Origin of the sequence: Streptomyces sp. NPDC005496 (assembly GCF_042872045.1) — a bacterium.
Taxonomy (GTDB): Bacteria; Actinomycetota; Actinomycetes; order Streptomycetales; family Streptomycetaceae; genus Streptomyces.
Genome location: NZ_JBIAJQ010000001.1, coordinates 203605 through 226195, shown reverse-complemented (window position 1 = coordinate 226195; position 22591 = coordinate 203605). Strand labels below are relative to the sequence as shown.

Below are 22591 nucleotides of genomic sequence, written 5' to 3'. Positions count from 1 at the left end.
GCGGGGGCCGGGCGGACGGGTCAGCGGTACTGGTTCAGCAGCGCCTGCGCGGCGGTCAGGCGCCGGTAGGCGGTGGACTCGGGGACGCCGAGGATCTCCGCGGCCTTCGGCTTGGTGATCCGCTCGCCGAGCTTGAGGCGGCGCAGCAGTTCGTTGACCTGGTCCTCGGGCTGGGCCGGACGGGCTGCGGGCTGGGCCAGGGGCTGGACCGTGACCGGTTCGGGCGCGGTCTCGAACTGGTCTACGTCCTGGTCAGGGGCCTGGACCGGGGTGGACTCGGTGCGGTCCGTGAGCTGGTCCACGGTGGTCTGGTTGCCGCGCTGCGCCTCCAGGGCGAGCTTGAGGTTCACAGTGCGGTTACGGGTCAGGAGCCGGTCCCGTTCGCCGAGGGCGAGGGCCTGCTCCGTGCCGGCCTGCTGTTGCAGGGTGCGCAGGTACGCCTCGTACTTCGGGTCGAGCTTGATGCGGATGGTGTGCATGCCGATCGCCCACACGCCTTTCGCGGCGGCGGAGACGAGCGCGCCGACGATCCCGACGATCCAGCCCCACGAGCCGGACAGGGAGCCGTGGGCGCAGATCGCGGCCATCGACACGGCGAGCATGGCGATCCCGGCGCGGCGGGGGACGGTGGCGCGGGTGCTGTCGTGGCGGAGGATCCACTCGGCGATCAGGCACGCGGCCCATCCGGCGTCGAAGGCTCCGGCGACGAGGTAGGCGGCCCACGGCGGGGCGATGCGGGTGAGCATGCCGCCGATGGCGACGGTGCCCCAGATGATCGCGCCGATCGTCATGAGGACGGCGAAGGTGAAGAGGGCGCGGCGTAGTGCGGCGTCGAGGTTGAAGGGGAGCCGGATGACGGGGGTGGTGTCGGGGACGTCGTACTCGACGGGGACGCCGTTGACGTTCTCGGCGATGGTGCGGGTGGGCCGGCTGAAGGGGGTACGCATGGCGGTCGTCTCCGGGCTGGGATCAGGCGCGGGCGGTGGCGGGGGCGCGGCGGCGGGTGTGTGGGGCGTGGGCGTTGAGGAGATGCCATGCGGCGAGTGCGGCGACGGCGATGAGGGCGGCCGGGGTGGCGGCAATCCAGGCGAGGACGTCGAACGCGAACGCGATGGTCGCGGCGATACCGATGGCGTGGTGGAGGATCAGGGCGAGGGCGGCGATGAGGATCCATGCGCACTTCGGCATGTCGGTCTCCGGGGCGAGTTGGGTGGTGTGGGCTGGCCGGATCTCCAGGGCCCGCGTGCGAGACGCGGACCGAGGGCTACCGGTCAGCGGGTCAGTGCTTCTTGCACTTGCCGTTCGCGCAGCGGGTGCAGTCGGTGTCGATCTGGCGGCGGACGGGGGCGATGACGGCGTTGGCGACGGCGCTCCCCGGCCTTCCCGCCGACCTTGTGGAGGGCGGCGGCGGTGTTGTCGAGCTTCTCGGCGGCCTTACGTCCGAACATGGGTTGCTCCTTCGATTCGGTGGCGGGTGGCGGTGCGTGCCCTGGGCTGGCTTCGAACCGACGCGGTGGCGGACTGGGAGGTTCAGGCGGGGGTGATGTCGCGGGCGCTGACGATGTCGTCCCGTGTGACGTGGCCGCTGTCCATGGCGATACGGACGTCACCGTTGCCGAGGTGCCCGAGGAGGGTGACCCGTCGGCCGTTGGACTTGAGGCGGTACTGGTCGGACGGTGCAGTGGGGGTGCTTGCGGCCGTGCGCTTGCTCTTGCCGAACATGGCGTAGTCCTTCCAGGTGGGGGGCACCGCGGGTCGGTGTCCCAAGCGCCCCGGGCCGGCTTCGAACCGGCGCCCTCGCGGCGGGATGCCGGGGCGGGGACCGCCCTCTCGCGGCCGTGGGGGAACGGGGTGCGCGAGAGGGCGGCCGATCAGGGGGTTAGTGGCTGGTGATCCAGACGACGGCGAAGACTGCGGTGGAGAAGCTGGCGATGATGCCGAGGCCGTACCAGAAGTGCTCGCCCATCACGTCACCGCCGGGCGGGGCAGGGCGCGGCAGGTCTCGGCGTGCTCCTGGGCCCAGCGGCGGGCAATGGGCAGACACTCCTCAACGCGGGCCTGCTCCTCCTCCGGCGAGTCGGTGACGGCGCCGTTGGTGTTGGTGTGCTCGGCGATGCTGCAACCAGTACAGGCGTTCGTCAGCAATCCACTCTTGGTGGAGTACGTGATGTCGACGGTGGCGCCGCCGACGGTGAGGTAGCGGGCGATGACGCCCTCGGGCCATGCCTTGGCTTCGGCCTGCTGCGCGGCGCGGCGTTCGTACTCGGCGAGGCGCGCGATGTCGCTGTGGCCGATCATGCGCCTACCGCCTGTCGGGGCAGCGGGTGCTCGGCGAGGTGCTTGGTGAGGGCGCGGCCCTGCTTGGCGAGTCCGGGGTGGCGGAGGCTGCTGCACGGGTTGCAGGTGCGGGGGTCGTGCTTCGGGGCGGGCTGATCTGTACGGTGTTCCACAGTCATTTCTCCTGGTCGCTCAGGGGATCTGGCTGGCCCCGGCCGGGCTCTCACACACCGACCGGGGCCGTACTCATTCACGAGCAGCGTGGGCTGCCTGATGCCGAGCGTACGGGATATCCCGTACAGTGGCAACGCAGACCCGCCCACGGAAGGGACGGGGCATGGAGAAGGAGGTGCAGCGCGTGCTGGACGCTCTCGCAGGTCTCTCCGAGATCGACGACCCGAAGACGCGTGCGCTCGCTGTGGCGAGGGTGCTGAAGGAGTGGCCGGAGCACAGCAAGGCGCTGCGCGAGGTTCGCCGGCAGGCGGTGATGGAGCTGCTCGCCCCCGAGGACGCCTCCGTGCGGAAGATCGCGAAGGAGTTGGGCGTGTCGCCGACAACAATCCAGGACCTCACCGCGGGCTACTCGCGCTCGGGGAAGGACCGCGCAAAGAGGGCGGAGGAGACGTCGGATGGATGAGCTGGTGCGGTGGCTCGGCGAGCAGCTCGACGAAGACGAGCGGATTGCGCGGGAGGCCACGCCCGGCCCGTGGTGGCACAACCCGGGCAAGCAGTGGCTCGGCCCGGAAGCGTTCGAGACATACGACCTGCGACAGGGCGAGGAGTTCGTCGGCTATGGCGGCCCGCATCCGTTCACCGGGGCCGTAGCCAGTACCGGACCGGCGAGCAACATGCAGGGCATGAAGGACGCCGCCTTCATCGCCGAGCACGATCCGGCCCGGGTGCTGCGCGAGATCGACGCCAAGCGGGACCTGCTCCGCTTCGCCGCTGGCGTTCACGACCACCATGAGACATTCACGACAGGCGTCTCGGCCCGACTGGACGGGACGCTGCGCCTGTTCGCCCTGGCCTACGCCGACCGGCCGGGCTACCGCAACGAGTGGAAACCGTAGGCGCGCCACCACCTACAACGAGAGCGAGACCATGATCCAGCCCAACACGATCACCCCGCCCGACCCGGCCCCGCGTGTGCCGCTCGTCCGGCTCGCCGCGTCCGCAGCACCGAGCTCGACGCTCGCCCGCATCGTCCGCCCGCCGTCGAGCCCGGTCGGTCGGGTCGCGGTCGCCGCGTTCAACTCCTCGGTCTGACCCGCGTCGCACCTGAGCCCCCTGCCCGCATGCCGGGTCGGGGGCTCTGTGCTGCCCTGAACGTGCGAGCGCCCCGCCTTCGGGGTGAGGGCGGGGCGCGGGGCAGGAGTCGCGAGGCTCCGGGTTCAGGATGGCACGGGCGTCAAGCCGGTGGTGGGTCGTTCGGGATGGGCACGTAGCCGGGGATCTTCTTCAGTTCCGGCTCCAGGATCTTCAGCGCCTTCACCTCCGGGCGCGGCTCTACTCGTTGGGTGCCGATGTAGTGGGCGATCAGGTTGCCGTACATCGCCTCGGCGAGCCCGCTGCCGAGGAACCCGCTCATGCGTTGCTGCCGGGGTGCGGGCTCGGGCCGGTCGAGGGCGGTCCGCTGCTCCTCCGTCAGGCCGTAGCCCTCGGCAAGGGCGATCAGGGTCTCGCAGTCGTTGGTGTGGTCGACGAGGACTCCGTACTCGCTGTCGGATCCGCAGCCTTCGCAGGCGTATGGTTCCCAGTCGCCGCCTTGTGGGGCATGGATCTTGAGGATCTTCCGGTCGGCCTCGCAGCGGTGCAGCACCGTGGCCGGGTCGTGGACGCTGATGTGCTCAGCGATCGGTCCGGCCTCGGTAGTGATCGGCCAACTGTCGCCGACGTCGACGACGGCTGTGGCGGGTTGTGGCCAGTTGAGGCGGCCGTAGTGGGCGGCCCGCTTGGCGAGGTCTTCGCGGCGGTCGATCTGCTGGGTGATCCAGCCATGCAGGTCAGGCACCGGACGGCTCCACGTGCTTGTAGTCGTACATGCCGCACCGGGCGCACAGCCCGCTGTCCTCCGATGTGGCTGACGGCCGGAACGCCTGACACGCCACCCCGGGCCCGTGCCGCAGGAAGTGCGCCTTCAGCGCCTCGTAGTCGGACTGCGACATGGGCGCGGTCACGGTGACTTCACCCCCACTGGGGATGGAGAACGTGCGCCGCTCGACCCGGCACGCGATCAGGGTGTTCCGGGCCTGCTGCTGTGCGCGCCACGCCAGCGCTGCCCCCGTCATCGAGGCGATGGCGGCAGCCCAGGTGATGGCGTAGGCGACGAGGTGAAGGGTGGTCACGGCTGCTCCTGCGTGTTGATGGCGCGTGCCACGGCGAGAGCGCGGACGACGTGGGTGGGGTGCGTCGGGGTGTCGCCGACGTGGACGTACTCAGCCGCGGTCTCCAGCAGTTGGATGAGCGGCTCGGTGAAGTCGAGGTTGACGACGGCGCAGAGTCCGGGCTGGCGGAGTGGGTTGAGGAGGAGGAACGCGGCGTGGCGTAGTTCTTCGGCGGGGGTCACAACTGCTCCTGTCCGTCGAGGGCGCGCACCGTCGGGCACGGCCACACGTTCGGCCCGCACACCGCGCAGTCCGGTGCAACCCCCGCCTCAGCCGCGGCAACCACACCGGCTGGCTGGTGCAGCCTCCGCACCTGCTCAACGACGGCCAGGAGCTGATCGCGTGTCGGCTTCAGGTACGGCTGCCACCAGTCCGGCGGTTCGTGCCGCAACGGGACATTGACCACGACGACGGCGGCCTTCTGGCACCGCTCGTCGGCTTGCAGGCGGCCGTCCGGGCTGCGGTCGAATACCTCGCAGCGCAGGAACCGGCCGGTCGGCCCCTTGTCGATGGTCATGTCGGCGTCAATGGGGACGTCGCCGGGGGTGATCCCGTTGGCGGTGAGCCACTCGCAGAGCTCGGCGCGTCGGCCTTCGGTGAGGTTGTGCTTCGGCATCAGTGCTGCTCCCTGGGGTCGGTGCCGTAGTCGCCCGCGGCGAGACGTTCGGGTTGGCGGCAGACGGTCGAGTCGCAGGGCGTGTCGGCTTCGGTGTGCCAGCACTGGACGGGCGGGCCGCCTTCGTTGTCGTGGTCGGTTGCTTGGGTCGCTGCCGTGGCGGGCTGCTCGCCGTGCAGCAGGTCGTCGGCGGCGCTGGGGTTGGGGCAGTCGATGATCGAGCAGGTGACGTGCCCGCCGTGGCCGAGGAACAGGGATGCGCGTCCGCAGGCGGGGCAGCGGCCTTGCACTTGGGGCAGGCCAGCGGCGAGCGGCGCGGTGGATGCGGGGTGGTCCTCGGTCTTGAGTGCTTCGGGCGGGCAGTAGATGCACTCCGCCTCACAGGCGTGGCACCACGGGCGGAGCGGGATGCCGGGGATTCTCGTCTCGTGGTCGCGGCGGCCGGAGTGGTCGCGCTTGGTGTGGCCGCAGGTGCAGCGCTTGGTGCTGCCCTGCCGCTCGGGTCCGGTGCTGGTCTGCTCGGTCACTTCTTCCTCCGTGTTGCGCGGGCGAGGGCGCGGCGGGTGGCGCGGTTCGGGCGGGGCGGGGTGCTGTCGTCGTCGATGGCGGTCTCGACGCGGACGAGGTGCTGCTCCCACAGGGCCCCGGGGCGGGGCGTGTGCTCGCCCCGGGGTGTGGACGTCGGGCGGGTCACGGGTGGTCCTTCGGGTTGTCGAGCCAGCCGAACGGGGACTGGCGGGCGTCGAGGTGGGACGGCTCGTTGAGCTGCGCCGCCAGGTCCTCGAAGCGGGCGCGCTGGTGGGCCATGAACGCGGCGTCGTCCTCGCAGCGGCAGCCGGGTGGGGGCAGAATGAACAGCCGGTGGCAGATGCCGATGGTCCAGCCGGCGGCGAGGGCGAGGACTGCGGCGAGGATGGTGATCATTCGGTGACCCCCAGTCGGAAGCCGAGCGGGTGACGGGGCCCGTCGTAGGCGGCGTTGGCGTTGGTCATCCGCTGGAACTGGAAGTCGATGGGCAGGCCGGTCCGCAGCTTCCCGTGCTCGCTGATCGCGGCGGACAGCAGGGACCACAGCGGGTCGAGCTGGCCGAGCGCGGCGTAGCCGGGGAAGCGCGCGTCGAACTCGTCGTCCGGGAGCAGGAGACGGACGTCGACGTCGCGCCACTGCTTCATGCGGGCGGCGGTGCCGACGAGGTAGGGCACGTGGTCGTAGGCGTCGATGAGGTCGCGGGCCCAGGAGTTGAGGTGGATGGCGGCGGGCATGCCGACGCCGAAGCGGGCGGTGTCGCGGGGCTTCGGGGTGGTCGTCATCGGGGTCCGCCGATCGTCACGAGCCGGGTCGGTTCGGTGTCTTCGAGGAGCGCGAGCGCGTGGAGCAGCAGCGCCCGGCAGATGGCCCGTTCACGCGGATCGGTGAGTGCTTCACGGTCGACCAGGGCGTGGACGCGCATGTCGTTGTCGCGGGTGGCGCGGTAGACGAGGTGGGGTCCGGGGTCGAGGTCGTCGGGCATGGGCTGCTCCTGGTTGGGATCGGGCGGGACGGGTGTCAGGCGGCTTTGCGGAGGTTGCGTGCGTACTGGCGGGCGGCGCGCCTGCTGTGGGCCCAGGAGGGGCGGGTGAGGCGCCGTCGGATGGCGCGCCACACGGCGGCGAGGGTGCACCACACGGCGAGGACGAGGACAGTGCCGGCCGCGGCGAGCCCCAGGAGCCACCACAGGAAGGCGTGGGCGAGGGTGATCGTGGTGTCGATCGCGTCGAACAGGAGGATCACGACGGGTCTCCGTCGGGCTGAGGTGCAGTGGCGGGCGCCCACTTGGCGCGGATGCGGTCGGCCTCACCCGGCTCCCAGGGGATGACGGTGCGGCGGGTGTCGAACAGCACAGCGTCCGGGACCGGTGCGTCGCGTCCGGCGTGCTCCCACGCAGGCTGTGCGCAGCGGTCGCAGGTTGCGAAGGACTGGCCGATCCACACGAAGCCCTCGCACACCACAGGAGGCTCAGGGGCTTGCGTCTCGGGCTGCTGCGCCTCGTCGGCCAGGCGGCGCAGCTCGCTGGCCCGCTCCGTGATCGCATCCCAGGGCGCTCCGGTGCCGAGGCCGAGGGCCTGCGAGAGGGCGAGCCGGTACGCCTCGGTCTGCTCTCCGGCCTCGTTCATGAGCTGGATCGCACGGATCGCAGTCCATGACGCGGTGTCGATGTCAGCGGGGATCGGGCCGAGGAGGGCGGCCAGCACCGCGTCGGCGATGCCGTGTGGGTTACCCATGACGAGCCCGTTCCGGGACGGCTCCGCTTCGGGGGTCCGTGCCCAGATCGCGGCAGCAACGCGGTCGCGGAGGTCGGCCTGGTAGGCGGCCGGCGGGGGCGCGGCGAGCGGCAGCCGTTCGATCACGAGCCCGGCCATCGTCCGGTAGCGGTCGATGGCCTGCCCGGTGAGCTGGTCCCAGTCCGGGCCGTCATCGCCGAGGGTCGTCGCCACGGCGGTCTCGTGGAGGATGCGGGCGAGGGCACCGACGGACACGGCGGTCGGGGTCGGCTCGGCGGCGAGGCCAGCGGCGGCCACGATCCCAGCGGCGACCGCCGGCGCTTCGGCAGCGGGGACGTGGACGGACTGGGGTTCGTCGCTGCCCTCGATGGTGATGGACAGCGTGTCGGTGTTGCCGCCGTTGTTGAGGTCGGGGAGGAGGCGGGCGGACAGGCAGAACTGGTCTTCGTCGAGGTAGCGGTACGGCTCGGTCATGGTGTGGCTCCGGTGGTGGGGTGGGGCCGCCGGTGACGGCCCCACAGGGCGGGCAGGGTCAGGCGGAGGTCACTTGCTCCAGCCGAGGAGCCGGAACTCGGCGCCCTGCTCCTCCATCTCGCGCTTCGAGGAGCACACCTCGGGCTCCCAGACGAGCCGGAGGATCGCGTCGCCGTGCGAGGACGGGCTGGTCTGGTACTCGCCGTACAGGAACCCCTCGTCGTCCACCCACACCGCAGCGTGGTCGTCGGACGGCCGGTCGGCGGGCGGGGCGATTCCGGCGGCGACCGCGGCAGACAGCCAGGCGGCGGCAACCGCGCAGGCGTTGTCCTGCTCGATCCCATTGAGGTCGTCCCAGGCGAAGGCGCCGGGCTCGTTGCCGATCTGCTGGCGGGCCTTGGCCAGGGCGAGGATGCGGGGGTCGGTGTACGGGCGGTCGGGCATGGTCGTCTCCAGGTGGGTTGTGGTGTGCTTCGGGTTGCGGCTGGCCCGCGCGATATCAGCGCGCGGGCCGGCCGTGCTGTTGGCGGTGGTCACTGAGCGAGGCGCTTTCGGCCGGCATCGGTGACCGACACGCGCTTGCCACCGGCGAATCCGTACTCGATGTGGATCAAGTCGGCGCCGCTGAGAGCGAGCCAGGTATCGGCCATCGCGCTGAAGCCTTCGTGCGAGTCGAGGTGCCAGACTCGGCGCCGGCGCATGTCGCCATAGACCCGCGCGGGCTGCTCACGGTTGGCGATCTCTCGAAGCAGGCGCTGCGCGGTCCGGCCGCTCGCCGCGGTCTTCGGGCGCGCCTTCTTCGCCGCCTCGCGGACCGCGGCCTGCGCCTCCAATCCCTCGGCGAGCTTGCGTCCGACCTCCGTGATGCGCATCGGGCCGTCGTCGTCGTGCTCGTCCCAGCCAATGGCGAGACCGGCCTCGTACAGCGGGTGGAAGGTGCGGGTGTTGAACGAGGGGCTGCTGCTGACGCCGTCGAGGTACCAGCGTCCGCGGCTGGCGTAGCGGACGGAGACGCCATCGCCCTTGTCGCGTCGGGCGAGTTCTCGCAGCAGCTTCTGCGAGGCGGGACTGAGGTCGGTCATCGGGTGCTCCTTCGGATTGGTGGCCGGGCGGCCGGTGTGCGGGGTCACGGGGTCGGCTGGTTCCGGCAGGCGGGGCACACGTCGCGGCGCCGGCCGCACCTGCGGCGGATCGTCCACCCGGCGCGGCGGCCATCCGCGCGGACCTGCGGGGCCGTCACCGACACGAAGGCGGCCGGGATCGCCGCGCTGTCCGGGCAGTCGGTGTCCTCGTCGGGCCCGTCGCAGGACACCTCGACGCCGATCGGGCGGGCCGTCATCGCTGCGCCCCTTCGGCCAGCTGGCGCGCGAGCGGCACGGCCTCGGCGAGCGTGTACCGCGTCCCGTCCCGCTGCGCCTCGTCCCGGATGCCCTGCGCCTCGTACACCCACCCGTTCTCGCGGTGCCAGCGGCGGCCCTCACGGTCACAGATCGCCCACCGGTCCGCGTGGCCGTAGCTGCGCCGGAGTTGCAGCGGGATCCCGGTGTCGGCGCGGGGGATCTCCAGCACGGTCGCGAGGGCGAGCAACTCGGCTGCCTGCTCCTCGCCTTGCTGCTCCTCGGGCTGGCAGGGGACGAGGTTGGAGTGCGCAGTCTTGCCGCAGCCGCACTGGATGCCGGTGGGCCCGTAGGCGAGCGGGTCACCGGCCGGCTGCTTCTCGACGGTCGGGTGCGAGGCGACCCACGCTCGGACCGCGGTCTCGACCGCGTCCAGGGCGGCGTTCCCGCGGGCGACGGCCCGCTCCCACTCGGCGCTCTCCGAGTAGGCGCGGCTGGCTTGGCCGACGCTGCGGTAGTACGCCTTCGCCGGGTCCTTGATCTCGGTCATGAGGGCCATGAGGGCGAGGTGGCGGTCGGAGGTCATCGGGTTCTCCTCGGGGTTGGTTCGGGGTTTCGTTGCTGACGTGGGTGTCAGTAGGGCGCGTGGTGGGCGCTGTAACCGAGTGCGCGCGGTCAGGCGGTGTCGTCGTCGCTGTCGTCGGGGTCCGGCTCGTCGTGTGCCTCGATGACGTGGGTGGTGGTGCCGCAGATGAGGCGGTGTGCGCGCTGCTGGCCGTGTGTGGCGACGGTCTCGGCATAGTCCCGGCGTGCGTGTTCGGCGTCGTCGGTCGGGACGCTCCAGCCGGTCCAGATGCCGCTGTGGCGGAGTGACTGGATTTGCCATTCGCGGCGGGTGGGGATCTCGGGTGTGGTGCCGAGGAGTGCCTGCCTCAGTTCGTACTGGGCCCCGAGGGCTTCGACGCCTGGGTCCCGGCTGTTGAGGATGAGGTCGCCGAGGGCTTCGAGGGCGCGTTGGGCGGCGGCTTGGAGGTGGGCGTGGTCTGTCATGGGCGTGCCTTTCGGTGTGTGTGGGTGGGCGTGTGTGCGGGGTTAGGCGGCGTCGGGTGCGGTGGGGTGGCTGCCGGTGGTGGGGTCGCAGCTGAGGTGGGTGTCGTATCCGCGGTCGAGTCGGAAGCCGGTGAGGGGCTCTTCACAGACGGTGCAGAGGGCTGCCGTTGTGGTGTGTGTGGCTGTGGGGCCGGGGGTGCCCATCCCCCCTTCCCCCACCTTCGGTGGGGGGAAGGAGGGGGAACCTGGGTTCCCCGTGGGTTCCCCCGGGGTTCCCGGGGAATGTTTGACCTGGGGTTTTGCGGTTCCCCCTTGATCGTTTGGGGATTCCCCCGGGGAACCTGTTTCGGGGAGCGTCGGGGGAACCTCTTGGGGAACCCGATTTGCCCGGTTCTTCCGCGCGCGGACGGCGGCCTCGATCTTGTCCTTCCGGGCGGGGATCCCGGCCGACGCGAGAGCAGACTTCGTGCGCGGGTTCCCGACGTCGTCGGGCAGGCCGAGGCGGTCGAGCTGACCGATGAGCCATTCGACGGTGCCCTCGGCGGGCTCCAGGTGCTCGTACTCGTGGAGTACGTGGCGGGTCTGCCCGGGCAGGTAGCGGTCGCCGTCCTTGCGGGCCTGGCGCAGCAGCACGAACGCGTCGGGGCCGATGCCGGTACGGGTGTGGGTGCGCTTGAGGGTGACGATGCCGCCGCCCTGGGCCCGCAACTCCCATACGTGATCGACGTCCTGGGTCTTGGCCGAGCTGCCGCGGGCGCCGCGGTCGCCGTCCTTGCCCATGTGGTCGAGGCGGACGGAGGCGATGCCGGCGCGCTTCAACGGCAGCAGGGTGTGCCGGTACAGGCTGAGCCAGGTGTCGGCGTCGTTCTCGGGGCCGGAGATGAACCGGGACACGGTGTCGAGGCAGACGAGTTGGGCCTCGCACTCCTTGACCATGGCGAGGAGGTCGGCACCGCCGCCCGCGGTGTCGAGGGGCCGGATCGGAGGGAAGCTGGCGTAGGTCATCAGGCCCATGCGGCCGGGCCCGGCGCCGTAGGACACGAAGCGGCCCTGAATGTCCTCGTGGCCGTTCTCCGCGTCGACGTACAGCAGCGGGATGGGGGCCTGAGGGCGGTCGCCGAGGAATGCCTGGCCGGTGGCCATGCGCCACAGCCACTCCTGCACGAACAGGGACTTGCCGGCCTTGCCGTCGCCGACGATGGTGATCTGCTGGCCGGGCGCCATGAGCTTGCCGGGCAGCAGCTCGACGCTGCTGAAGTCGGTGGCGAAGAACGGGTTCCAGTCGAGGAACGCGGAGGTCAGGTGGGAGGGGCCGTGGCCGGTGGCGGCGCGCCGCTGCTCGTACTGGCGGTGGTCGTCGTCGAGCTTGTCGAGTTCTTCGGCGGTCGCGCCGAGCTGGATCTGCGCCTTGACCCGGTTGGCGTGCTCGTCGTGGCGGCGGATCTTCGCCACGTCGGCGATCCGCTCGGCGAAGGCCTGCGCCATGGTGGGGCTGATCGTCTCGGCGCCGAGGCGGTCGAGGAGGCGGCCGTCGTCGACGGTGCGGAGCTGCTTCTGCTTCTCGATCTCGGCGCGGACGGTGATGGGATGGAGCTGCTTCTGTTCGGCGACCATGCCACCGACGACGTCCCAGATGAGCCGGATGGCGGGCTGGTAGATGTCGTCGCGCTCGATGACCTCGGCGCACTCCAGGTAGGCGGTGCGGCTGTGCATGATGACGCCGGCGACCCAGTTCTCGGCCTCCGCGTCGTGGGGGGATGTGCGGTTGAGGCCGTCCTGGTCCGCCTGGTCGCGCGGCATGTGGCGGACGTTGTCCACGGGCGGTTCTCCTCAGAAGAGCGTGGTGGGTTCGGCGGGCGGGCAGCGGTGTTCGGTGACGTGGTCGCCTCGGGTGCAGTCGGGCGGGTGCCAGGGCTCCATCCAGGTGAGGCGGCGGTGGCCGAGGCTGTTGGTGCGCAGGCACCAGATGAGGCGGTTGGGTTCGCGTACCGCTGCCTGCTCTGCGGGGGTGAGCGGGGTGAGGTCCGCGGTGACGTTGAGCGCGGCCCGGAGGCCCACCAGTTCCTTGTGGACGGGGGTGCCGCACGCGGGGCAGCGGGGGAAGTCGCCGCCCCGCGTGCGGCCGGCCATCAGGCGCCCGCCGTCGAGCCGGTCAGGATGCCGGAGCCGTGGCGCAGGACGTCGCGGGCGTTCTGTACGTCGGGGTCGAGTTCGCCGTCGAGGGTGCCGCCCTTGGTGCGGAGCCGGTACAGGCCGCGCTGGAGTTCGCGGAGCCGTTCGTCGTCGTACTCGCCGTCGGCGACTTCGATGCCGACGATGCGGAGCTTGACGGTGGGGAACTTGTCCTCTTCCGGGCCGGGCTCGACGCGCTCGACGTGGGCGAGCTCGACGACGGCCATCCACCGGCCCTTGCGCTGGCGGAACATGTCGGCGGCGTGGTCGGCGAGGGCTTCCTTGACGTCTTCGAGGACCTTGCTGTCGAACTTGATGTCTGCGGTAGTCATGCGGCGTGTGCTCCTTGCTGGTGGGTGGTGATGGCCGGGCAGGACGCCCGGTGGTCTCGGGGTTCGTTGGTCACGAAGTCGCGGACAGCCGGGGCGCCGGTGACGGGCGGCGCGTGGTAGCCGCAGCGCAGGCACTCGTAGCGGGCGCGGGGCTGGCGCTTGTACGTGATCTGGCCGGCGCGCGCGCCTTCCTTGATCTCGCGGCCGTCGCCGAGGTCGACGAACAGGGCGTCAGCGACCGCCAGGGGGCCGTTCATCCGGTGGCCTTGAGGCTGGCGCGGTCCGCGGTGTCGGCGATGTGGTCGGCGAGGACGCATTCGCTGATGCCGCAGGTCGATCGGATCTGCCCGCTGGGCTGGCGGCCTTTCCCGACGAGGTAGGCGACCTGCTTGATCGTGAAGACTTCGCCGCCGTAGTGGATCTTTCGGCTGCCGGTCCATGCGAGGTGACCGCCGGGCAGGGGCTCGGTGTTGGCGTCGAAGATGGAGCGGAGGCTTGTCCCTTGGCGGACCTGCGTGGCGCGCTGGGCCTGCTCGCGGCGCCGTAGGACTTCCTCGTGGCTGAGGTTGCGGCGGGTGGCGGTGCGGCGGAGCGCGGCGCGCTCTCGCCAGGTGAGGCCGCCCCACACTCCGTCGTCGATGGAGTTGGTGAGCGCCCAGGTGAGGCAGGGCGTTGCCGAGGGGCAGTTGCGGCAGATGGCCTTGGCCTGCTCGATGGTGACGAGGTGGGGGCCGGAGTCGCCGACGGGGAAGAACAGGGCGGGGTCTTCGGTGCGGCAGGCGGCCTCGTCGCGCCAGTCGGCGGTGCGTTTGGCGCTGAGGGGGTTGCGGACGGGGCTCATGCTGCGACCTCCGCCCCGTGGAGGACGGCCCGCAGCCGGGTGCCGATCCAGGTGCCGACCTGCGGGGAGACAGCGTTCCCGAACCCGTCGACCTGGTCACGAGCGGTGCCCCACACCCGGAAGGTCCCGGTGTAGTCGCCGAAGTTCACGTCGAAGCCGCAGCCGCGGCCGATCTCGTGGGCGGCCATCATCCGGTAGAAGCACTCGTTGAACGGCACCTGCGACAGTGCGGGACCCCAGTTCGCGGTGAGAAGCGCCGTCGTGTCGTGGGCGGTGAGCGTGCCCAGCGGGTCGGTGACCGGGTGCGGCGCCGTCCCGTGTCCGGGGCTCGTTCCGTTCTGCTTGAACCAGCCGGCCGCGGTGAGCAGCCCGGGAATCTGCTCGGCGGTGAACGTGGACATCGGCTCGCTGTACACGGCTGGCACGGTGTGTTTCCGGTACGGGATGACGCCGGAGGAGACGACGGCGAGAGTCTCGGACCCGACCTGGGTGGGCAGAGGCTCGGCCGGGCCGCGTGGTGCGCCCTGGTAGTTGTCGACGGCCACCGAGAGCGCTGCCTCGTCCCACAGGCCCTGTCCGGTCGACAGGAGGGCGGCCTCCTGCTGGCTGGTCTGTGTCGCCAGCGGTTGCAGGAGGAGCCGCTCGGAACCGTGAACGCCCTTGGCGGGCATGAGGATCGCGGGGAAGTCGGCGAACTTCTGGCGGCACCGTTCGATGCGGGCGGTCGTGGACGCGGCGAACGGGCCGCGGTGCCCGTCCTTGAACTCCTTCACGGGCCGGTCGCCGATGCGGGTACCGAGGTCCGTCAGGTCGAGTGCGGCAATGGACGGAGTGGCCGGCGGCTCGACGCGGGTCCGGCAGGAGGGGCAGCGGTACTCGTACTGCTCGCCGTAGGCGACCTTCCCGGTCGGCGGGATCCCGGTGCGCCACGTCCACACTGCTTCGACGTCCCGGTCGCAGCTCCCGCAGCGGGACACTGGCCGGTGCTCCAGGTCGGGCATGGGCAGTGACTTGTGGACGAACGCCCAGTAGCCGCGGTTCCGAGACTGGGGGACGCCGAAGAACTGGCTGTTGAGGAACAGGACCGTGTGGTTGTAGTCGAGCAGGTCGAACTGCTTGAGCCACCACCGGTAGGTGGATCCGTCGCCGATCTTCTTGCTGCCCGGCAGGAGCGGTCCCCACGACTGGAGTTCGGTCGTGCACTCGACGAGGATCATGCGCGGCCGGTGGGTCTGCGCGTAGTGCAGGACGCAGTTGGCGGTGGCCCGGTCTCGTTCGGAGCGGGTGACCCTGTCCTCGTAGTCGGGGTCGTCCATTCCGAAGAGGGTCAGGCCGTGTGCGTAGGCCCGCTTGGTGTTGGCGAAGGAGTGGTTGACGCAGGAGACTCCGGCGACGAGGAGGTCGGCTGCGGGGAGGTCGCGGGCGGAGTGGTAGTCGGCGGCCTCGGGGTCGACGAGGTCGGCGATCCAGTGCTCGGCTTCCGGGTGGTTCGCCTCGTGGACCTGGACTTTGTACTCGTTGTGGTTGGCGGCCATGATCGTGGTGAATCCGGCGCGCTTGATGCCTTCGGTGAGGCCGCCGAAGCCGGAGAACAGGTCGACGGCGACGTACTCGTCGTGGCGGAAGCGGCGACGGCGGAAGGCCGGCCGGTGTGTGGCCGTGCGGGTGATCGTCTTGCTCATCGGGCCACCGCCACGGTGGTCGTGGGCCACTGCACGCCCTCCAGGGCCCGCCGCTGCTGCTGCGGGAGGTCGACCAGCGGGTAGCCCAGCCAGTCCAGGCCCATCGCCGCGAACACGGCTGCGTCGGCGGCGTCGTACTTGCCCGGTCCCTCGCACCAGATGCCGAGCTGTTCGACGACGAAGGAGCAGACCATGCCCTTGCAGATCCGGGCGCGCTTGTCGCGCGGGTGCTCGCGTCCAGGGTTGGCCTTGCCGGTGGCGTAGGTGTAGCGGGACTGCGGGTTGACGACGGCGAAGGGGATGCTGCGGCGGTGGAGTTCGGTGGTGAGGACCCACCAGAGGCCGGCGAGTTGGTGGACGGCGGAGCCCTTGGCGCCGCGGGCGATGTCCTCGATGACGACGAGGTCGGCGGCCTTGGTGCGGTCGGCGACTTCGCGGCGGAGGTAGTCGATGCGGGCGTGGCCGGTGAGTCCGGGGTGGCGGATGGCGTCGGCCCAGTCGGCGCCAGCGATACCGAGGCTGTTGAGGCTGGCGTCGATGCCGATGACGAGGGGCCGGGGCCCGGCCGCCGGGGTGGCGGCCGGCGCCTCGGGGGTGAAGAGGGTGGGTGCGGTACTCACTGGCCACCGTCCTCGTCCGGCCAGATGATGCGAGGCGTGACCTTCACGGCCCGGCCGTCGCGGACGACGACCCGCCACAGGTCCTTGTTCTCCTCGCCCTCGCACTCCAGGCGGCCGCTGAACGTGTGGCCGGGGAAGAGGTCGATGCAGCGCTGGACCTGCTCGACAAGGTGGCGAGCGCGGTACTCGTCGATGTACGGCATTACCAGCGCTGCGCCGGTGCGCCGGAGCAGCGGGCCCTCGTCGGTGTCGACACTGTCCTCGGCGACGCGCAGACCGAGGTCGATCTCCGGTGCGTACCAGAGGCCTTCGCGCCCGGCTTTGTCGAACGGGCTGTTCTTGATCTCGTTCCAGGTGAGGGGCGGTTCGATGGAGAACTCGCCGGTCACGTGCGTGATGTATCCCATGGTCATTCCCCCGGGGTGTTCGTGCGGCAGGTCCAGCAGTGGCGGGAGCCGTCGCGGTGCATGCCGTGGAAGGTGGTGCGCTGCTCGGCGGGGCAGTACGCGGCCTTGTTGGCGACGAGGTCGTCGGGGCGGAGCAGCGGGGTGGGCTGGGTGGCGCCGGGCCGGTGGCGGCCGGCGGGGGCGACGATCTGGCGGAGGACCCGCAGCGGGCTCGTCACGACGCACCTCCGCAGGTGCAGCGCTGGTTCGCCGCGGTCACCTCGGCCAGCCGCTGCTCCAGGGCCGCGGCGTGCGCGCGTGACTCCCGCAGGAGCTTTGTAAGCGGGGTACGGCGGGGCAGGCCGCCCTCGATGCGGGGCTCGCCCTTCAGCGCGTCCGCCTTCGAGAGCTGGCGGGCGGCGGTGATGCTTGCGGCCTTGAATGCCTCGCGTTCTTCGACGGCCTGGTTACGCTCGGCGCGGAGGCGGTTGGTCTCGGCGTGGGCGGCGGCCAGCTCGGCGAGGTGGGTGCGGCGGAAGACGAGTCCGAACATCACGCCTCACCGCCCCGGAGAGCGTCGAAGACGTCGCGGGCCCAGCGCGCGTCACCGAGCGCCGTGTGAGCGACCCCGGGCCCCGGCGGCTCCACACCCGTCCACCGGGACAGATCCCGCGAGGAGAACGGGAACCGCACCTCGTCCGACGGCAGCGGCTTCGCCCCCGCAAGGCGGGCCAGCTTGGCCATGCCGAGCCTCTGGCCGGCGGCGAGCGTCGCGATGCAGACGGGCCGGTAATGCCACTGCGCGCTGCCGGGGCCGAGAAGCTTCCGGAGGAACCGGTCGTCGAACCCCGGGTTCGAGCCGACCAGGACCGCGCCCCGGAGGATGTTGAGGATGGCGTCGACCGCCTCGGCTCGGCTCATCAGGACAGCCGGGGTGCTGCCGGTGAACGCGGCCAGGTCGGCGCCGACGGCCAGCTGGCGGCGCTCGTGGAAGCCGCCGATGCGCAGGGACTCGGGGTCGGCGGTCTCCAGGTTGATGGAGAACTGCCACACGTACTCGGTGTCCGTGGCTGGGTCGTCGTCCTCGCGGAGGATGACGGCCACCTCCCACGCCTCACCGATCTCGGCGTCCAGGTGGGTCGTTTCGGTGTCGACAAACGCGATCGGGGTGCTCATGCGCGGGCCCCCGATCCGGGAGCAGCGGCTGCCGGCCAGCCGCCGGACGGCTCGTCGTCGACGAACTCCGCCTCGATCGGGCCCTCTTCCGTGATCCCGTCGTCACCCTCCTCGGGCAGCCCAGCCGCCGGCTGCGGCAACTGCGGAGCGAATCCCGTCGGAGTCCCGGCCACCTCGGCCTGCGCCCGCAACTGCTCGCGCATGTACTCCGCCGACGTCGGCACCCACTTCGCGAGCCGACGGGCGGCCGTCTTCAGCCACATCGCCTCCTCGTTCGTGTTCCACGGCGAGTAGTCCGCGCCCTTGCCCGACGCGCTGTCGGACTTGGCCTTGGCGTCCATGACCTGCTGCCGGTTGAGGATGACGACCTTGGAGGTGGCGCCGTCCTTCATGACCGCGTAGGCGTACACACCGACCAGGTCGCCGCGCTCGCCGCCGAACCAGTCGACGTCGTGGACCGGGCGCTCGTCGCGGCCGATGACGTACCGGAAGGAGTCGTTCTTACGGACGGTCTCGACGACGACGGAGGACACCGCACCGGCCCGGTAGATCAGTTCGACGATGCCCTGGTAGCCGACGATCCCCTTGATGATGAAGTTCCAGTTATGGTCCTTCGACTTCCGCGGGGTGAGGTAGAACTGCTCGGTCCCGGGCTCCAGGCCGAGGCGGGCGGCGGTCTTCAGCTCCCGCAGGAACACGCCGGGGTCGGTCTTCGCGGCCCGCTCCAGCATCTGGTTGCCGCGGATGGCGCCGACGGCGAGGCGGATCCACTGGTCGGCGTTGATGTGGGAGGGGACGAGGGCGGCGTACTCCTCGCGGTACTGCTCGACCATGGCGGCCGGGCCGGTGTCGCGGGTGGCGATGGCGGTGGACACGTTGTCGCTCATGCGGCGTTCCTTCGGGTGCGTGCAGGCATCAGGGAGTAGGTGGACCCGTTGCGGACCGTGCGGGTGGCAACTCGGGCGCGTTCGCATACGGCGCGCTGGCCGGTACCGATCGCGTCGAGGAGCAGGCCCTTGCACGTGGTGAGTTCGTCCTCGGCCGCCCAGAAGGTGTCCTGCGCGGCGTAGAAGCGGTCCCGCAGCACGGTGTCGATCTCGACGTCGACCGGGTCCAGCCCGTCGGGGATCTCACGGATCGCCTGATAGGTCGCGGAGTGACCGTCGATGTCCGGACGGACGTCGTGGGCCAGGTCGTCCATGAAGCGGGCGCCGGCCTCGCGGAGGATGCGGGCCTCGTCCGCGTCGTAGTCGACGGCGTACTCGCGGTACTCCGACCCGGCGATGAGGACACCAACCCAGCAGCGGCGGGCGCTGGTGACGTCCATGTAGTGCAGGCACTGCGCCCGGTAGTGGACGGGGATCTCCGACGTGCCTTCCTTGCCCCAGCCGGTGTCGTCCCGTGCGGTCTTCGCTTCGAAGAGGTCCGGTCCGGCGTGCCGGTCGGGGTTGGCGACCTGCCAGGGCCGGTCGGGGTGGCAGTAGGTGGGTGCCGGGGTGACGTCGAGTTCGGGGTGCTCGCGGGCGAAGCGTCGGCAGATTGCGGGCTCGTGCTCTTTGCCCCAGTACATTTCCTCGGACTCTTCGACGGGCCCGATGAGGCCCTTCTTGCGGTGCCAGAGGGAGAACCGGGACTCGTAGGGGGAGAGGCCGACGACTGCGGCGATCTCGCTGCCGCCGATGCCGTGGGCGCGGGCGGCGTGCCACTGGTCGGTGCCGGGTTCGAACCATCCGAGGACGGTCGGGCCGGCGGCCGGGGCGGCGTGCGCCCCGGCCTGCGCGGTGGTCGTCATGAGGTGGTGCCCTCCGTGCTGTTCAGGTAGTACGTGCGGCGGCCCTTGTCGTCGATGACCGCGACGAGCAGGCCCCGCGCGGCGAGGTTCCGGAGGTCCTTGCGGACCGTGTTCCGGCCGGCGGTGGGCCACGGGCTGCGCTTGAGGATGCGGACCGCGTGCTGGGTGGTGAGGGGGCGTCCGTCGGCCTGTATGGCGTTGGCGAGGTAGCCGCGGCGGGTGATCAGCTCAGGCATCAGCGGCCTCGCCCTCGTTGGCCTCGGTCCAGCCGTCGATGTCCTGTTCGTCGAGGAAGTCGCCGTGCCAGCCCGCGCCCGGCTCACCGGTGCGGGCCCAGCCGATGGCGCGAAGGTGGCCGCGGTCCGGGTGTCGGGTGACGTGCTCGACGCGGAAGGTGGTGATGAGCTCGGGTGCGGTGTATCCGCTGTGGGGGCTCCGGTACGTGCGGCCGACCTGGAGGAAGTCGGGAGCGCCCGTCGGCGCAGGGACGGGGGCCTGCTCCTGGTGCTGCTTGGCCAGCCAGACCACGTAGTTGGCGAGGATGGAGCCCTCGTCGCCGTCGCCGTCCCATTCGTTCGGGTCCGGCATAGTCGCCACGATCGCGTCACGCAGCATGCGGTACATCTGCGCGGCTTCACCGAGGGTCTCCTGATCCCCGGGCTCCTGCTCGTCCAGCACCTCGGCGCGGACATGTGCGTCGTGCTCGGCGAGGAACTTCCGGGCGTCGTCCTCGTACATGGACCCGGACTCGCGGACGCACTGCACGATGTACTCGGCGCGCTGGTCGGCGTTCACTGGCCACCGCCCTTGCGCTGGTAGGCAGCGAGGCGGCAGTGAATGCCCCACCACGACACATGCCGCGGCGCGACCGACGCCTCGTCCCACTCGGCGTCGAGCAGCTCGTAGAAGGTGTCGTCGGCAGTGCAGCCGCCGTGCCCCTCGCCTGCGTAGATGAGGAGGTCACCCTCGTACAGGGACAGGGCGTGCCCGGCGTGGGCGCCACCGTAGGGCGGCCACACCATCAGCAGGGCGCGGTCCTGGTGGTGCTTCACCGCGGTCGCGTCGTCCTGGAGGACCGTCGTGTACGGACCGGCCTTGCAGTACGAGTTGTCGTCGGCCGGCGGGTGCGGGTCGTAGGCGGCGACATCGACGCCGGCCTGCTCCAACTGCCAGGCCCAGTAGCCGGTCCCCGCGCCGATCTCGACGACGGCGCGGCCGGCGAGCTGCTGCACCATCCAGTCGACGTCGCCGGGTGAGACGATCGACCACGCGTAGGTGGTGGCCAGGTGCTCGCGGGAGGCGCCGACCTGTTCGAGTTCGAGGAACGTAGACCTGCCGAACGCCCCGGAGGCGAAGGTCGGCTGAAGCTCCGTCGCGGTGTTCCAGTACGGCTCGGCGGGCATCCACCGGACCGCCTCCCACAGGGGGTTGGCGACTCCGTCGGGGGTTGTCTGGTCCTGGTCGCTTCCGGCGATGGGGCGGAAGGGCGATGCACTGGAGCCGAAGCGGCGCCGTCCAGCGTCAGGCTCTCGCCAGGCGGCTTGCAGCCGCTCGATGATGCGGTCGGTGCTCATGCGGCGGCACCGCCCTCACGCGCTCCCGGGATCTGACGCGGCGCCGTGATCTCCCCTGCCGCGTCCCGCAACTGCCCCAGCCCCGACGCGTACAGAGGAATCCGGCCCTCGTTCGCGTACTCCTTCAGCAGCTGGTCCATGCGCTCGTCGAACTCGTGCCGAGCGTGCGAGTCGCGGCCCTGGTGGATCGCCGACTGCGACAGCTCGTACATCGCGGCGAACTCCTCACCGAACCCGGTCGGATCCTCGGCCGCCTGCTGGAACAGCTCCGTGAACACGGCCCGGACGAGGAACGTGGAGACGTCGAGGTCGGCGCCGTCCGAGGTGACGCGGAGGGTGAGCGGCAGAGGGCCGTCAATGGGGTAGCGGTTCATCGGGTGGCTCCCGTCGGGGCGGTGAGGATGAGGAGGAGTGCGGCGGCCGTCAGCGCGGCCCGCTCGGCGAAGGCACGGCCGGCGGCCGGGGCCTGGCGGACGGCGCGCGGGAGCAGGTGCTCGGCGTTGACGAGAAGGAAGAACGGGACCAGCGAGGCGCCGAAGAGGCCGACTGCGAGGAACACGGCAGCGGTGACGTCGCGGGCGGAGGCCGTGCAGCTCATCGGGCACCGCCCGTCTCGGGCAGGTCCCGGCCTACCTGGTAGCGGTGTACGAGCGGTCCGTCGTGGGGGTCCTCGCGGAGGATCTGCGTCGGCGCGAACGTCCGCGTCAGCGCGTCCGGCGCCTCCGCCGTGAGCGTCACCGCGACCGGGGCATCAGCCAACTGCTGCTCCAGCTCGGCGACCCGAACCCGCAGCCGCTCGTTCTCGGCCTCGACGTCGACCAGGCGACGGAGCACCGGCCCCGACCGCTCGCCCATGTACGACGAGAGGTTGAGGCAGTAGAAGTCCTCCCACTGCGGGTGCTCGTGCTCACGCCGGTTGCGCACGGACTCGCCGAACGACACCAGCAGCGACGACCGGGCGGGCTTCACGTCCCCGATCAGACCGAGGATCATGTCCCGCTCCTGCGGGGTAAGCCGCTCCGGGCCGACCGGCACCGGCAGGGCATCCGACATCGACGCCAACCCGTGCTCCGCCAACTCCGCCATCGTCGCCATCACATACTCCGGGCAGCACGCCGGAGCATCCGCCACCGCGTACAGGCCACGGCCCTCACGGGTCACCGCGCGCCGCATCCACACGGCACCGTCCTGCGTGTTCACGACCAGCGGGTCACGCGTCACCGGGGCGCTCATGCCGCCACCGCCTCAGCGGCCACCGGCAGCAGCGCCGCGACCTCGACCGGAACGTCACGCCACACCGCGCTCAGGACGTGGCGCCGCACCCGCTTCCCCCGCAGCATGAACGTGTCGTCCGCCGGCCGGACGCTGCCGCCGAGCACCGCGGTGTACGCGGCCAGCGCGTCCGCGCCCTCGTAGACGCTGCCGTGCAGGTCAGGGATGACCGAGCCGATGGTCCAGCTTGCGGTGGGGAGTTCGGGGAACTCGGTGAGGAGTTGCACCAGCGCGGTGGCCGCGCTGATCTGGGTAGGGTTGTTGGTCACGGGGACCTCGCTTCTGTGTGGTGGGGTTGCCGGTCGTGGGGTCGTCCGGGCCTGGCAGTCGGGACGGCCTCTCGGC

The 22591-nt window shown here is 71.1% G+C and carries 44 protein-coding genes and 1 pseudogene; 3 read left to right on the top strand and 42 right to left on the bottom strand.

All coding sequences use genetic code 11. The features are described from left to right. Positions 1 to 20: 20 nt before the first annotated feature. The 6 genes from ACFYQQ_RS01145 to ACFYQQ_RS01120 form a co-directional block, all read right to left on the bottom strand. Positions 21 to 947, bottom strand: coding sequence for a hypothetical protein (locus ACFYQQ_RS01145; protein ID WP_355781249.1), 927 nt, complete (start codon positions 945 to 947; stop codon positions 21 to 23). A gap of 22 nt (positions 948 to 969) precedes the next feature. Then, the gene (locus tag ACFYQQ_RS01140) at positions 970 to 1188 is read right to left on the bottom strand and encodes a hypothetical protein (RefSeq protein WP_355781248.1); all 219 of its coding nucleotides are present in this window, start codon (positions 1186 to 1188) and stop codon (positions 970 to 972) included. Between the two features lie 83 nt (positions 1189 to 1271). Beyond that, positions 1272 to 1448, bottom strand: a complete 177-nt coding sequence (locus tag ACFYQQ_RS01135) for a hypothetical protein (protein WP_355781246.1) — start codon at positions 1446 to 1448, stop codon at positions 1272 to 1274. Positions 1449 to 1530: 82 nt separating this feature from the next. Next, positions 1531 to 1749: a hypothetical protein gene (locus tag ACFYQQ_RS01130; RefSeq protein ID WP_355781244.1), complete on the bottom strand. Its 219-nt coding sequence runs from the start codon at positions 1747 to 1749 to the stop codon at positions 1531 to 1533. A gap of 216 nt (positions 1750 to 1965) precedes the next feature. Then, a complete protein-coding gene (locus ACFYQQ_RS01125) occupies positions 1966 to 2298 on the bottom strand; it encodes a hypothetical protein (RefSeq protein WP_355781242.1) in 333 nt (110 codons plus the stop codon). Then, on the bottom strand, positions 2295 to 2450 hold the full coding sequence (locus ACFYQQ_RS01120; RefSeq protein WP_355781240.1) for a hypothetical protein: 156 nt from the start codon (positions 2448 to 2450) through the stop codon (positions 2295 to 2297). Before ACFYQQ_RS01120 ends, ACFYQQ_RS01125 begins: the two co-directional genes overlap by 4 nt. Before the next feature lie 164 nt (positions 2451 to 2614). On the opposite strand from ACFYQQ_RS01120, the gene ACFYQQ_RS01115 reads away from it, so the two are divergent. From ACFYQQ_RS01115 to ACFYQQ_RS01105, 3 genes are read left to right on the top strand one after another with little or no spacing between them, the layout of a single operon-like run. Then, positions 2615 to 2914: a helix-turn-helix domain-containing protein gene (locus ACFYQQ_RS01115; RefSeq protein ID WP_355781237.1), complete on the top strand. Its 300-nt coding sequence runs from the start codon at positions 2615 to 2617 to the stop codon at positions 2912 to 2914. Then, on the top strand, positions 2907 to 3347 hold the full coding sequence (locus tag ACFYQQ_RS01110) for a DUF6221 family protein (RefSeq protein WP_355781234.1): 441 nt from the start codon (positions 2907 to 2909) through the stop codon (positions 3345 to 3347). The genes ACFYQQ_RS01115 and ACFYQQ_RS01110 overlap by 8 nt, the downstream gene beginning before the upstream one ends. Positions 3348 to 3378: 31 nt before the next feature. Then, positions 3379 to 3543 carry a hypothetical protein gene (locus tag ACFYQQ_RS01105; protein WP_355781232.1) on the top strand — a complete coding sequence of 55 codons (165 nt, stop codon included), beginning with the start codon at positions 3379 to 3381 and terminating at the stop codon, positions 3541 to 3543. Positions 3544 to 3685: 142 nt separating this feature from the next. Here ACFYQQ_RS01105 and ACFYQQ_RS01100 read toward each other — a convergent pair whose 3' ends face one another. The 36 genes and pseudogenes from ACFYQQ_RS01100 to ACFYQQ_RS00925 form a co-directional block, all read right to left on the bottom strand. After that, the gene (locus tag ACFYQQ_RS01100) at positions 3686 to 4288 is read right to left on the bottom strand and encodes a DUF6221 family protein (RefSeq protein ID WP_355781229.1); all 603 of its coding nucleotides are present in this window, start codon (positions 4286 to 4288) and stop codon (positions 3686 to 3688) included. Next, entirely contained in the window at positions 4281 to 4622 is a 342-nt protein-coding gene (locus tag ACFYQQ_RS01095) for a hypothetical protein (protein WP_355781225.1), read from the bottom strand. The genes ACFYQQ_RS01100 and ACFYQQ_RS01095 overlap by 8 nt, the downstream gene beginning before the upstream one ends. Further along, positions 4619 to 4843, bottom strand: coding sequence for a hypothetical protein (locus tag ACFYQQ_RS01090; protein WP_355781222.1), 225 nt, complete (start codon positions 4841 to 4843; stop codon positions 4619 to 4621). Before ACFYQQ_RS01090 ends, ACFYQQ_RS01095 begins: the two co-directional genes overlap by 4 nt. Beyond that, positions 4840 to 5277 (bottom strand): hypothetical protein, encoded by a 438-nt coding sequence (locus ACFYQQ_RS01085; protein ID WP_355781220.1) that lies wholly within the window; start codon positions 5275 to 5277, stop codon positions 4840 to 4842. The genes ACFYQQ_RS01090 and ACFYQQ_RS01085 overlap by 4 nt, the downstream gene beginning before the upstream one ends. After that, positions 5277 to 5804, bottom strand: a complete 528-nt coding sequence (locus ACFYQQ_RS01080; RefSeq protein WP_355781217.1) for a DUF6085 family protein — start codon at positions 5802 to 5804, stop codon at positions 5277 to 5279. The genes ACFYQQ_RS01085 and ACFYQQ_RS01080 overlap by 1 nt, the downstream gene beginning before the upstream one ends. Continuing rightward, positions 5801 to 5971 carry a hypothetical protein gene (locus ACFYQQ_RS01075; RefSeq protein ID WP_355781214.1) on the bottom strand — a complete coding sequence of 57 codons (171 nt, stop codon included), beginning with the start codon at positions 5969 to 5971 and terminating at the stop codon, positions 5801 to 5803. Before ACFYQQ_RS01075 ends, ACFYQQ_RS01080 begins: the two co-directional genes overlap by 4 nt. After that, positions 5968 to 6201, bottom strand: coding sequence for a hypothetical protein (locus ACFYQQ_RS01070; RefSeq protein ID WP_355781211.1), 234 nt, complete (start codon positions 6199 to 6201; stop codon positions 5968 to 5970). The genes ACFYQQ_RS01075 and ACFYQQ_RS01070 overlap by 4 nt, the downstream gene beginning before the upstream one ends. Then, entirely contained in the window at positions 6198 to 6587 is a 390-nt protein-coding gene (locus tag ACFYQQ_RS01065) for a hypothetical protein (protein ID WP_355781208.1), read from the bottom strand. Before ACFYQQ_RS01065 ends, ACFYQQ_RS01070 begins: the two co-directional genes overlap by 4 nt. After that, entirely contained in the window at positions 6584 to 6787 is a 204-nt protein-coding gene (locus ACFYQQ_RS01060) for a hypothetical protein (protein WP_355781205.1), read from the bottom strand. Before ACFYQQ_RS01060 ends, ACFYQQ_RS01065 begins: the two co-directional genes overlap by 4 nt. A gap of 35 nt (positions 6788 to 6822) precedes the next feature. After that, positions 6823 to 7047 (bottom strand): hypothetical protein, encoded by a 225-nt coding sequence (locus tag ACFYQQ_RS01055; RefSeq protein WP_355781202.1) that lies wholly within the window; start codon positions 7045 to 7047, stop codon positions 6823 to 6825. After that, positions 7044 to 8012, bottom strand: a complete 969-nt coding sequence (locus tag ACFYQQ_RS01050) for a hypothetical protein (protein ID WP_355781199.1) — start codon at positions 8010 to 8012, stop codon at positions 7044 to 7046. Before ACFYQQ_RS01050 ends, ACFYQQ_RS01055 begins: the two co-directional genes overlap by 4 nt. 69 nt (positions 8013 to 8081) lie before the next feature. Continuing rightward, positions 8082 to 8549, bottom strand: coding sequence for a hypothetical protein (locus tag ACFYQQ_RS01045; protein WP_355781196.1), 468 nt, complete (start codon positions 8547 to 8549; stop codon positions 8082 to 8084). Then, complete coding sequence (locus tag ACFYQQ_RS01040; protein ID WP_355781193.1) at positions 8546 to 9094, bottom strand: hypothetical protein; 549 nt, start codon at positions 9092 to 9094, stop codon at positions 8546 to 8548. The genes ACFYQQ_RS01045 and ACFYQQ_RS01040 overlap by 4 nt, the downstream gene beginning before the upstream one ends. A gap of 44 nt (positions 9095 to 9138) precedes the next feature. Next, positions 9139 to 9351, bottom strand: coding sequence for a hypothetical protein (locus tag ACFYQQ_RS01035; protein WP_355781191.1), 213 nt, complete (start codon positions 9349 to 9351; stop codon positions 9139 to 9141). After that, positions 9348 to 9935, bottom strand: coding sequence for a hypothetical protein (locus ACFYQQ_RS01030; protein ID WP_388902761.1), 588 nt, complete (start codon positions 9933 to 9935; stop codon positions 9348 to 9350). The genes ACFYQQ_RS01035 and ACFYQQ_RS01030 overlap by 4 nt, the downstream gene beginning before the upstream one ends. An 89-nt stretch (positions 9936 to 10024) precedes the next feature. Beyond that, complete coding sequence (locus ACFYQQ_RS01025; protein WP_355784903.1) at positions 10025 to 10399, bottom strand: hypothetical protein; 375 nt, start codon at positions 10397 to 10399, stop codon at positions 10025 to 10027. A 42-nt stretch (positions 10400 to 10441) separates the two neighbouring features. Beyond that, entirely contained in the window at positions 10442 to 12217 is a 1776-nt protein-coding gene (locus tag ACFYQQ_RS01020) for an AAA family ATPase (RefSeq protein WP_355784900.1), read from the bottom strand. 12 nt (positions 12218 to 12229) lie between these two features. After that, positions 12230 to 12529 carry a hypothetical protein gene (locus ACFYQQ_RS01015; RefSeq protein ID WP_388902758.1) on the bottom strand — a complete coding sequence of 100 codons (300 nt, stop codon included), beginning with the start codon at positions 12527 to 12529 and terminating at the stop codon, positions 12230 to 12232. Then, complete coding sequence (locus ACFYQQ_RS01010) at positions 12529 to 12903, bottom strand: hypothetical protein (protein ID WP_388902755.1); 375 nt, start codon at positions 12901 to 12903, stop codon at positions 12529 to 12531. The genes ACFYQQ_RS01015 and ACFYQQ_RS01010 overlap by 1 nt, the downstream gene beginning before the upstream one ends. Beyond that, the gene (locus ACFYQQ_RS01005) at positions 12900 to 13160 is read right to left on the bottom strand and encodes a hypothetical protein (protein ID WP_388902753.1); all 261 of its coding nucleotides are present in this window, start codon (positions 13158 to 13160) and stop codon (positions 12900 to 12902) included. The genes ACFYQQ_RS01010 and ACFYQQ_RS01005 overlap by 4 nt, the downstream gene beginning before the upstream one ends. A gap of 314 nt (positions 13161 to 13474) precedes the next feature. Then, positions 13475 to 13744, bottom strand: a pseudogene (locus tag ACFYQQ_RS01000) (WhiB family transcriptional regulator); the annotation flags it as partial. Further along, entirely contained in the window at positions 13741 to 15426 is a 1686-nt protein-coding gene (locus ACFYQQ_RS00995; protein ID WP_355780145.1) for a DNA cytosine methyltransferase, read from the bottom strand. The pseudogene ACFYQQ_RS01000 and the gene ACFYQQ_RS00995, both read right to left, overlap by 4 nt. Beyond that, a complete protein-coding gene (locus ACFYQQ_RS00990; RefSeq protein WP_355780143.1) occupies positions 15423 to 16046 on the bottom strand; it encodes a hypothetical protein in 624 nt (207 codons plus the stop codon). The genes ACFYQQ_RS00995 and ACFYQQ_RS00990 overlap by 4 nt, the downstream gene beginning before the upstream one ends. Further along, positions 16043 to 16453, bottom strand: a complete 411-nt coding sequence (locus tag ACFYQQ_RS00985; RefSeq protein ID WP_355780140.1) for a DUF6205 family protein — start codon at positions 16451 to 16453, stop codon at positions 16043 to 16045. Before ACFYQQ_RS00985 ends, ACFYQQ_RS00990 begins: the two co-directional genes overlap by 4 nt. A gap of 2 nt (positions 16454 to 16455) precedes the next feature. Next, the gene (locus ACFYQQ_RS00980) at positions 16456 to 16671 is read right to left on the bottom strand and encodes a hypothetical protein (protein WP_355780137.1); all 216 of its coding nucleotides are present in this window, start codon (positions 16669 to 16671) and stop codon (positions 16456 to 16458) included. Beyond that, positions 16668 to 16985 carry a hypothetical protein gene (locus ACFYQQ_RS00975; protein WP_355780134.1) on the bottom strand — a complete coding sequence of 106 codons (318 nt, stop codon included), beginning with the start codon at positions 16983 to 16985 and terminating at the stop codon, positions 16668 to 16670. Before ACFYQQ_RS00975 ends, ACFYQQ_RS00980 begins: the two co-directional genes overlap by 4 nt. Next, positions 16985 to 17608, bottom strand: a complete 624-nt coding sequence (locus ACFYQQ_RS00970; protein WP_355780131.1) for a hypothetical protein — start codon at positions 17606 to 17608, stop codon at positions 16985 to 16987. The genes ACFYQQ_RS00975 and ACFYQQ_RS00970 overlap by 1 nt, the downstream gene beginning before the upstream one ends. After that, on the bottom strand, positions 17605 to 18495 hold the full coding sequence (locus ACFYQQ_RS00965) for a recombinase RecT (protein WP_355780128.1): 891 nt from the start codon (positions 18493 to 18495) through the stop codon (positions 17605 to 17607). The genes ACFYQQ_RS00970 and ACFYQQ_RS00965 overlap by 4 nt, the downstream gene beginning before the upstream one ends. Continuing rightward, the gene (locus ACFYQQ_RS00960) at positions 18492 to 19400 is read right to left on the bottom strand and encodes a lambda-exonuclease family protein (protein ID WP_355780124.1); all 909 of its coding nucleotides are present in this window, start codon (positions 19398 to 19400) and stop codon (positions 18492 to 18494) included. Before ACFYQQ_RS00960 ends, ACFYQQ_RS00965 begins: the two co-directional genes overlap by 4 nt. Next, positions 19397 to 19636, bottom strand: a complete 240-nt coding sequence (locus tag ACFYQQ_RS00955) for a hypothetical protein (protein WP_355780121.1) — start codon at positions 19634 to 19636, stop codon at positions 19397 to 19399. Before ACFYQQ_RS00955 ends, ACFYQQ_RS00960 begins: the two co-directional genes overlap by 4 nt. Beyond that, positions 19629 to 20195, bottom strand: coding sequence for a hypothetical protein (locus ACFYQQ_RS00950; RefSeq protein ID WP_355780118.1), 567 nt, complete (start codon positions 20193 to 20195; stop codon positions 19629 to 19631). The genes ACFYQQ_RS00955 and ACFYQQ_RS00950 overlap by 8 nt, the downstream gene beginning before the upstream one ends. Beyond that, on the bottom strand, positions 20192 to 20974 hold the full coding sequence (locus ACFYQQ_RS00945) for a hypothetical protein (protein ID WP_355780115.1): 783 nt from the start codon (positions 20972 to 20974) through the stop codon (positions 20192 to 20194). The genes ACFYQQ_RS00950 and ACFYQQ_RS00945 overlap by 4 nt, the downstream gene beginning before the upstream one ends. Next, entirely contained in the window at positions 20971 to 21348 is a 378-nt protein-coding gene (locus tag ACFYQQ_RS00940; protein ID WP_355780112.1) for a hypothetical protein, read from the bottom strand. Before ACFYQQ_RS00940 ends, ACFYQQ_RS00945 begins: the two co-directional genes overlap by 4 nt. Continuing rightward, positions 21345 to 21572: a hypothetical protein gene (locus tag ACFYQQ_RS00935; RefSeq protein ID WP_355780108.1), complete on the bottom strand. Its 228-nt coding sequence runs from the start codon at positions 21570 to 21572 to the stop codon at positions 21345 to 21347. Before ACFYQQ_RS00935 ends, ACFYQQ_RS00940 begins: the two co-directional genes overlap by 4 nt. Continuing rightward, positions 21569 to 22207 carry a hypothetical protein gene (locus ACFYQQ_RS00930; protein WP_355780105.1) on the bottom strand — a complete coding sequence of 213 codons (639 nt, stop codon included), beginning with the start codon at positions 22205 to 22207 and terminating at the stop codon, positions 21569 to 21571. Before ACFYQQ_RS00930 ends, ACFYQQ_RS00935 begins: the two co-directional genes overlap by 4 nt. Beyond that, the gene (locus ACFYQQ_RS00925) at positions 22204 to 22515 is read right to left on the bottom strand and encodes a hypothetical protein (RefSeq protein ID WP_355780102.1); all 312 of its coding nucleotides are present in this window, start codon (positions 22513 to 22515) and stop codon (positions 22204 to 22206) included. The genes ACFYQQ_RS00930 and ACFYQQ_RS00925 overlap by 4 nt, the downstream gene beginning before the upstream one ends. Positions 22516 to 22591: the final 76 nt, after the last annotated feature.

What these genes read in the sequence shown, in the direction of transcription:
- ACFYQQ_RS01145 (WP_355781249.1), bottom strand. Translation starts at nt 947, where the DNA reads ATGCGTACCCCCTTCAGCCGGCCCACCCGCACCATCGCCGAGAACGTC.
- ACFYQQ_RS01140 (WP_355781248.1), bottom strand. Translation starts at nt 1,188, where the DNA reads ATGCCGAAGTGCGCATGGATCCTCATCGCCGCCCTCGCCCTGATCCTC.
- ACFYQQ_RS01135 (WP_355781246.1), bottom strand. Translation starts at nt 1,448, where the DNA reads ATGTTCGGACGTAAGGCCGCCGAGAAGCTCGACAACACCGCCGCCGCC.
- ACFYQQ_RS01125 (WP_355781242.1), bottom strand. Translation starts at nt 2,298, where the DNA reads ATGATCGGCCACAGCGACATCGCGCGCCTCGCCGAGTACGAACGCCGC.
- ACFYQQ_RS01115 (WP_355781237.1), top strand. Translation starts at nt 2,615, where the DNA reads ATGGAGAAGGAGGTGCAGCGCGTGCTGGACGCTCTCGCAGGTCTCTCC.
- ACFYQQ_RS01110 (WP_355781234.1), top strand. Translation starts at nt 2,907, where the DNA reads ATGGATGAGCTGGTGCGGTGGCTCGGCGAGCAGCTCGACGAAGACGAG.
- ACFYQQ_RS01105 (WP_355781232.1), top strand. Translation starts at nt 3,379, where the DNA reads ATGATCCAGCCCAACACGATCACCCCGCCCGACCCGGCCCCGCGTGTG.
- ACFYQQ_RS01085 (WP_355781220.1), bottom strand. Translation starts at nt 5,277, where the DNA reads ATGCCGAAGCACAACCTCACCGAAGGCCGACGCGCCGAGCTCTGCGAG.
- ACFYQQ_RS01070 (WP_355781211.1), bottom strand. Translation starts at nt 6,201, where the DNA reads ATGATCACCATCCTCGCCGCAGTCCTCGCCCTCGCCGCCGGCTGGACC.
- ACFYQQ_RS01065 (WP_355781208.1), bottom strand. Translation starts at nt 6,587, where the DNA reads ATGACGACCACCCCGAAGCCCCGCGACACCGCCCGCTTCGGCGTCGGC.
- ACFYQQ_RS01060 (WP_355781205.1), bottom strand. Translation starts at nt 6,787, where the DNA reads ATGCCCGACGACCTCGACCCCGGACCCCACCTCGTCTACCGCGCCACC.
- ACFYQQ_RS01050 (WP_355781199.1), bottom strand. Translation starts at nt 8,012, where the DNA reads ATGACCGAGCCGTACCGCTACCTCGACGAAGACCAGTTCTGCCTGTCC.
- ACFYQQ_RS01040 (WP_355781193.1), bottom strand. Translation starts at nt 9,094, where the DNA reads ATGACCGACCTCAGTCCCGCCTCGCAGAAGCTGCTGCGAGAACTCGCC.
- ACFYQQ_RS01035 (WP_355781191.1), bottom strand. Translation starts at nt 9,351, where the DNA reads ATGACGGCCCGCCCGATCGGCGTCGAGGTGTCCTGCGACGGGCCCGAC.
- ACFYQQ_RS01030 (WP_388902761.1), bottom strand. Translation starts at nt 9,935, where the DNA reads ATGACCTCCGACCGCCACCTCGCCCTCATGGCCCTCATGACCGAGATC.
- ACFYQQ_RS01025 (WP_355784903.1), bottom strand. Translation starts at nt 10,399, where the DNA reads ATGACAGACCACGCCCACCTCCAAGCCGCCGCCCAACGCGCCCTCGAA.
- ACFYQQ_RS01015 (WP_388902758.1), bottom strand. Translation starts at nt 12,529, where the DNA reads ATGGCCGGCCGCACGCGGGGCGGCGACTTCCCCCGCTGCCCCGCGTGC.
- ACFYQQ_RS01010 (WP_388902755.1), bottom strand. Translation starts at nt 12,903, where the DNA reads ATGACTACCGCAGACATCAAGTTCGACAGCAAGGTCCTCGAAGACGTC.
- ACFYQQ_RS01005 (WP_388902753.1), bottom strand. Translation starts at nt 13,160, where the DNA reads ATGAACGGCCCCCTGGCGGTCGCTGACGCCCTGTTCGTCGACCTCGGC.
- ACFYQQ_RS00995 (WP_355780145.1), bottom strand. Translation starts at nt 15,426, where the DNA reads ATGAGCAAGACGATCACCCGCACGGCCACACACCGGCCGGCCTTCCGC.
- ACFYQQ_RS00985 (WP_355780140.1), bottom strand. Translation starts at nt 16,453, where the DNA reads ATGGGATACATCACGCACGTGACCGGCGAGTTCTCCATCGAACCGCCC.
- ACFYQQ_RS00975 (WP_355780134.1), bottom strand. Translation starts at nt 16,985, where the DNA reads ATGTTCGGACTCGTCTTCCGCCGCACCCACCTCGCCGAGCTGGCCGCC.
- ACFYQQ_RS00970 (WP_355780131.1), bottom strand. Translation starts at nt 17,608, where the DNA reads ATGAGCACCCCGATCGCGTTTGTCGACACCGAAACGACCCACCTGGAC.
- ACFYQQ_RS00965 (WP_355780128.1), bottom strand. Translation starts at nt 18,495, where the DNA reads ATGAGCGACAACGTGTCCACCGCCATCGCCACCCGCGACACCGGCCCG.
- ACFYQQ_RS00960 (WP_355780124.1), bottom strand. Translation starts at nt 19,400, where the DNA reads ATGACGACCACCGCGCAGGCCGGGGCGCACGCCGCCCCGGCCGCCGGC.
- ACFYQQ_RS00955 (WP_355780121.1), bottom strand. Translation starts at nt 19,636, where the DNA reads ATGCCTGAGCTGATCACCCGCCGCGGCTACCTCGCCAACGCCATACAG.
- ACFYQQ_RS00945 (WP_355780115.1), bottom strand. Translation starts at nt 20,974, where the DNA reads ATGAGCACCGACCGCATCATCGAGCGGCTGCAAGCCGCCTGGCGAGAG.
- ACFYQQ_RS00940 (WP_355780112.1), bottom strand. Translation starts at nt 21,348, where the DNA reads ATGAACCGCTACCCCATTGACGGCCCTCTGCCGCTCACCCTCCGCGTC.
- ACFYQQ_RS00935 (WP_355780108.1), bottom strand. Translation starts at nt 21,572, where the DNA reads ATGAGCTGCACGGCCTCCGCCCGCGACGTCACCGCTGCCGTGTTCCTC.
- ACFYQQ_RS00930 (WP_355780105.1), bottom strand. Translation starts at nt 22,207, where the DNA reads ATGAGCGCCCCGGTGACGCGTGACCCGCTGGTCGTGAACACGCAGGAC.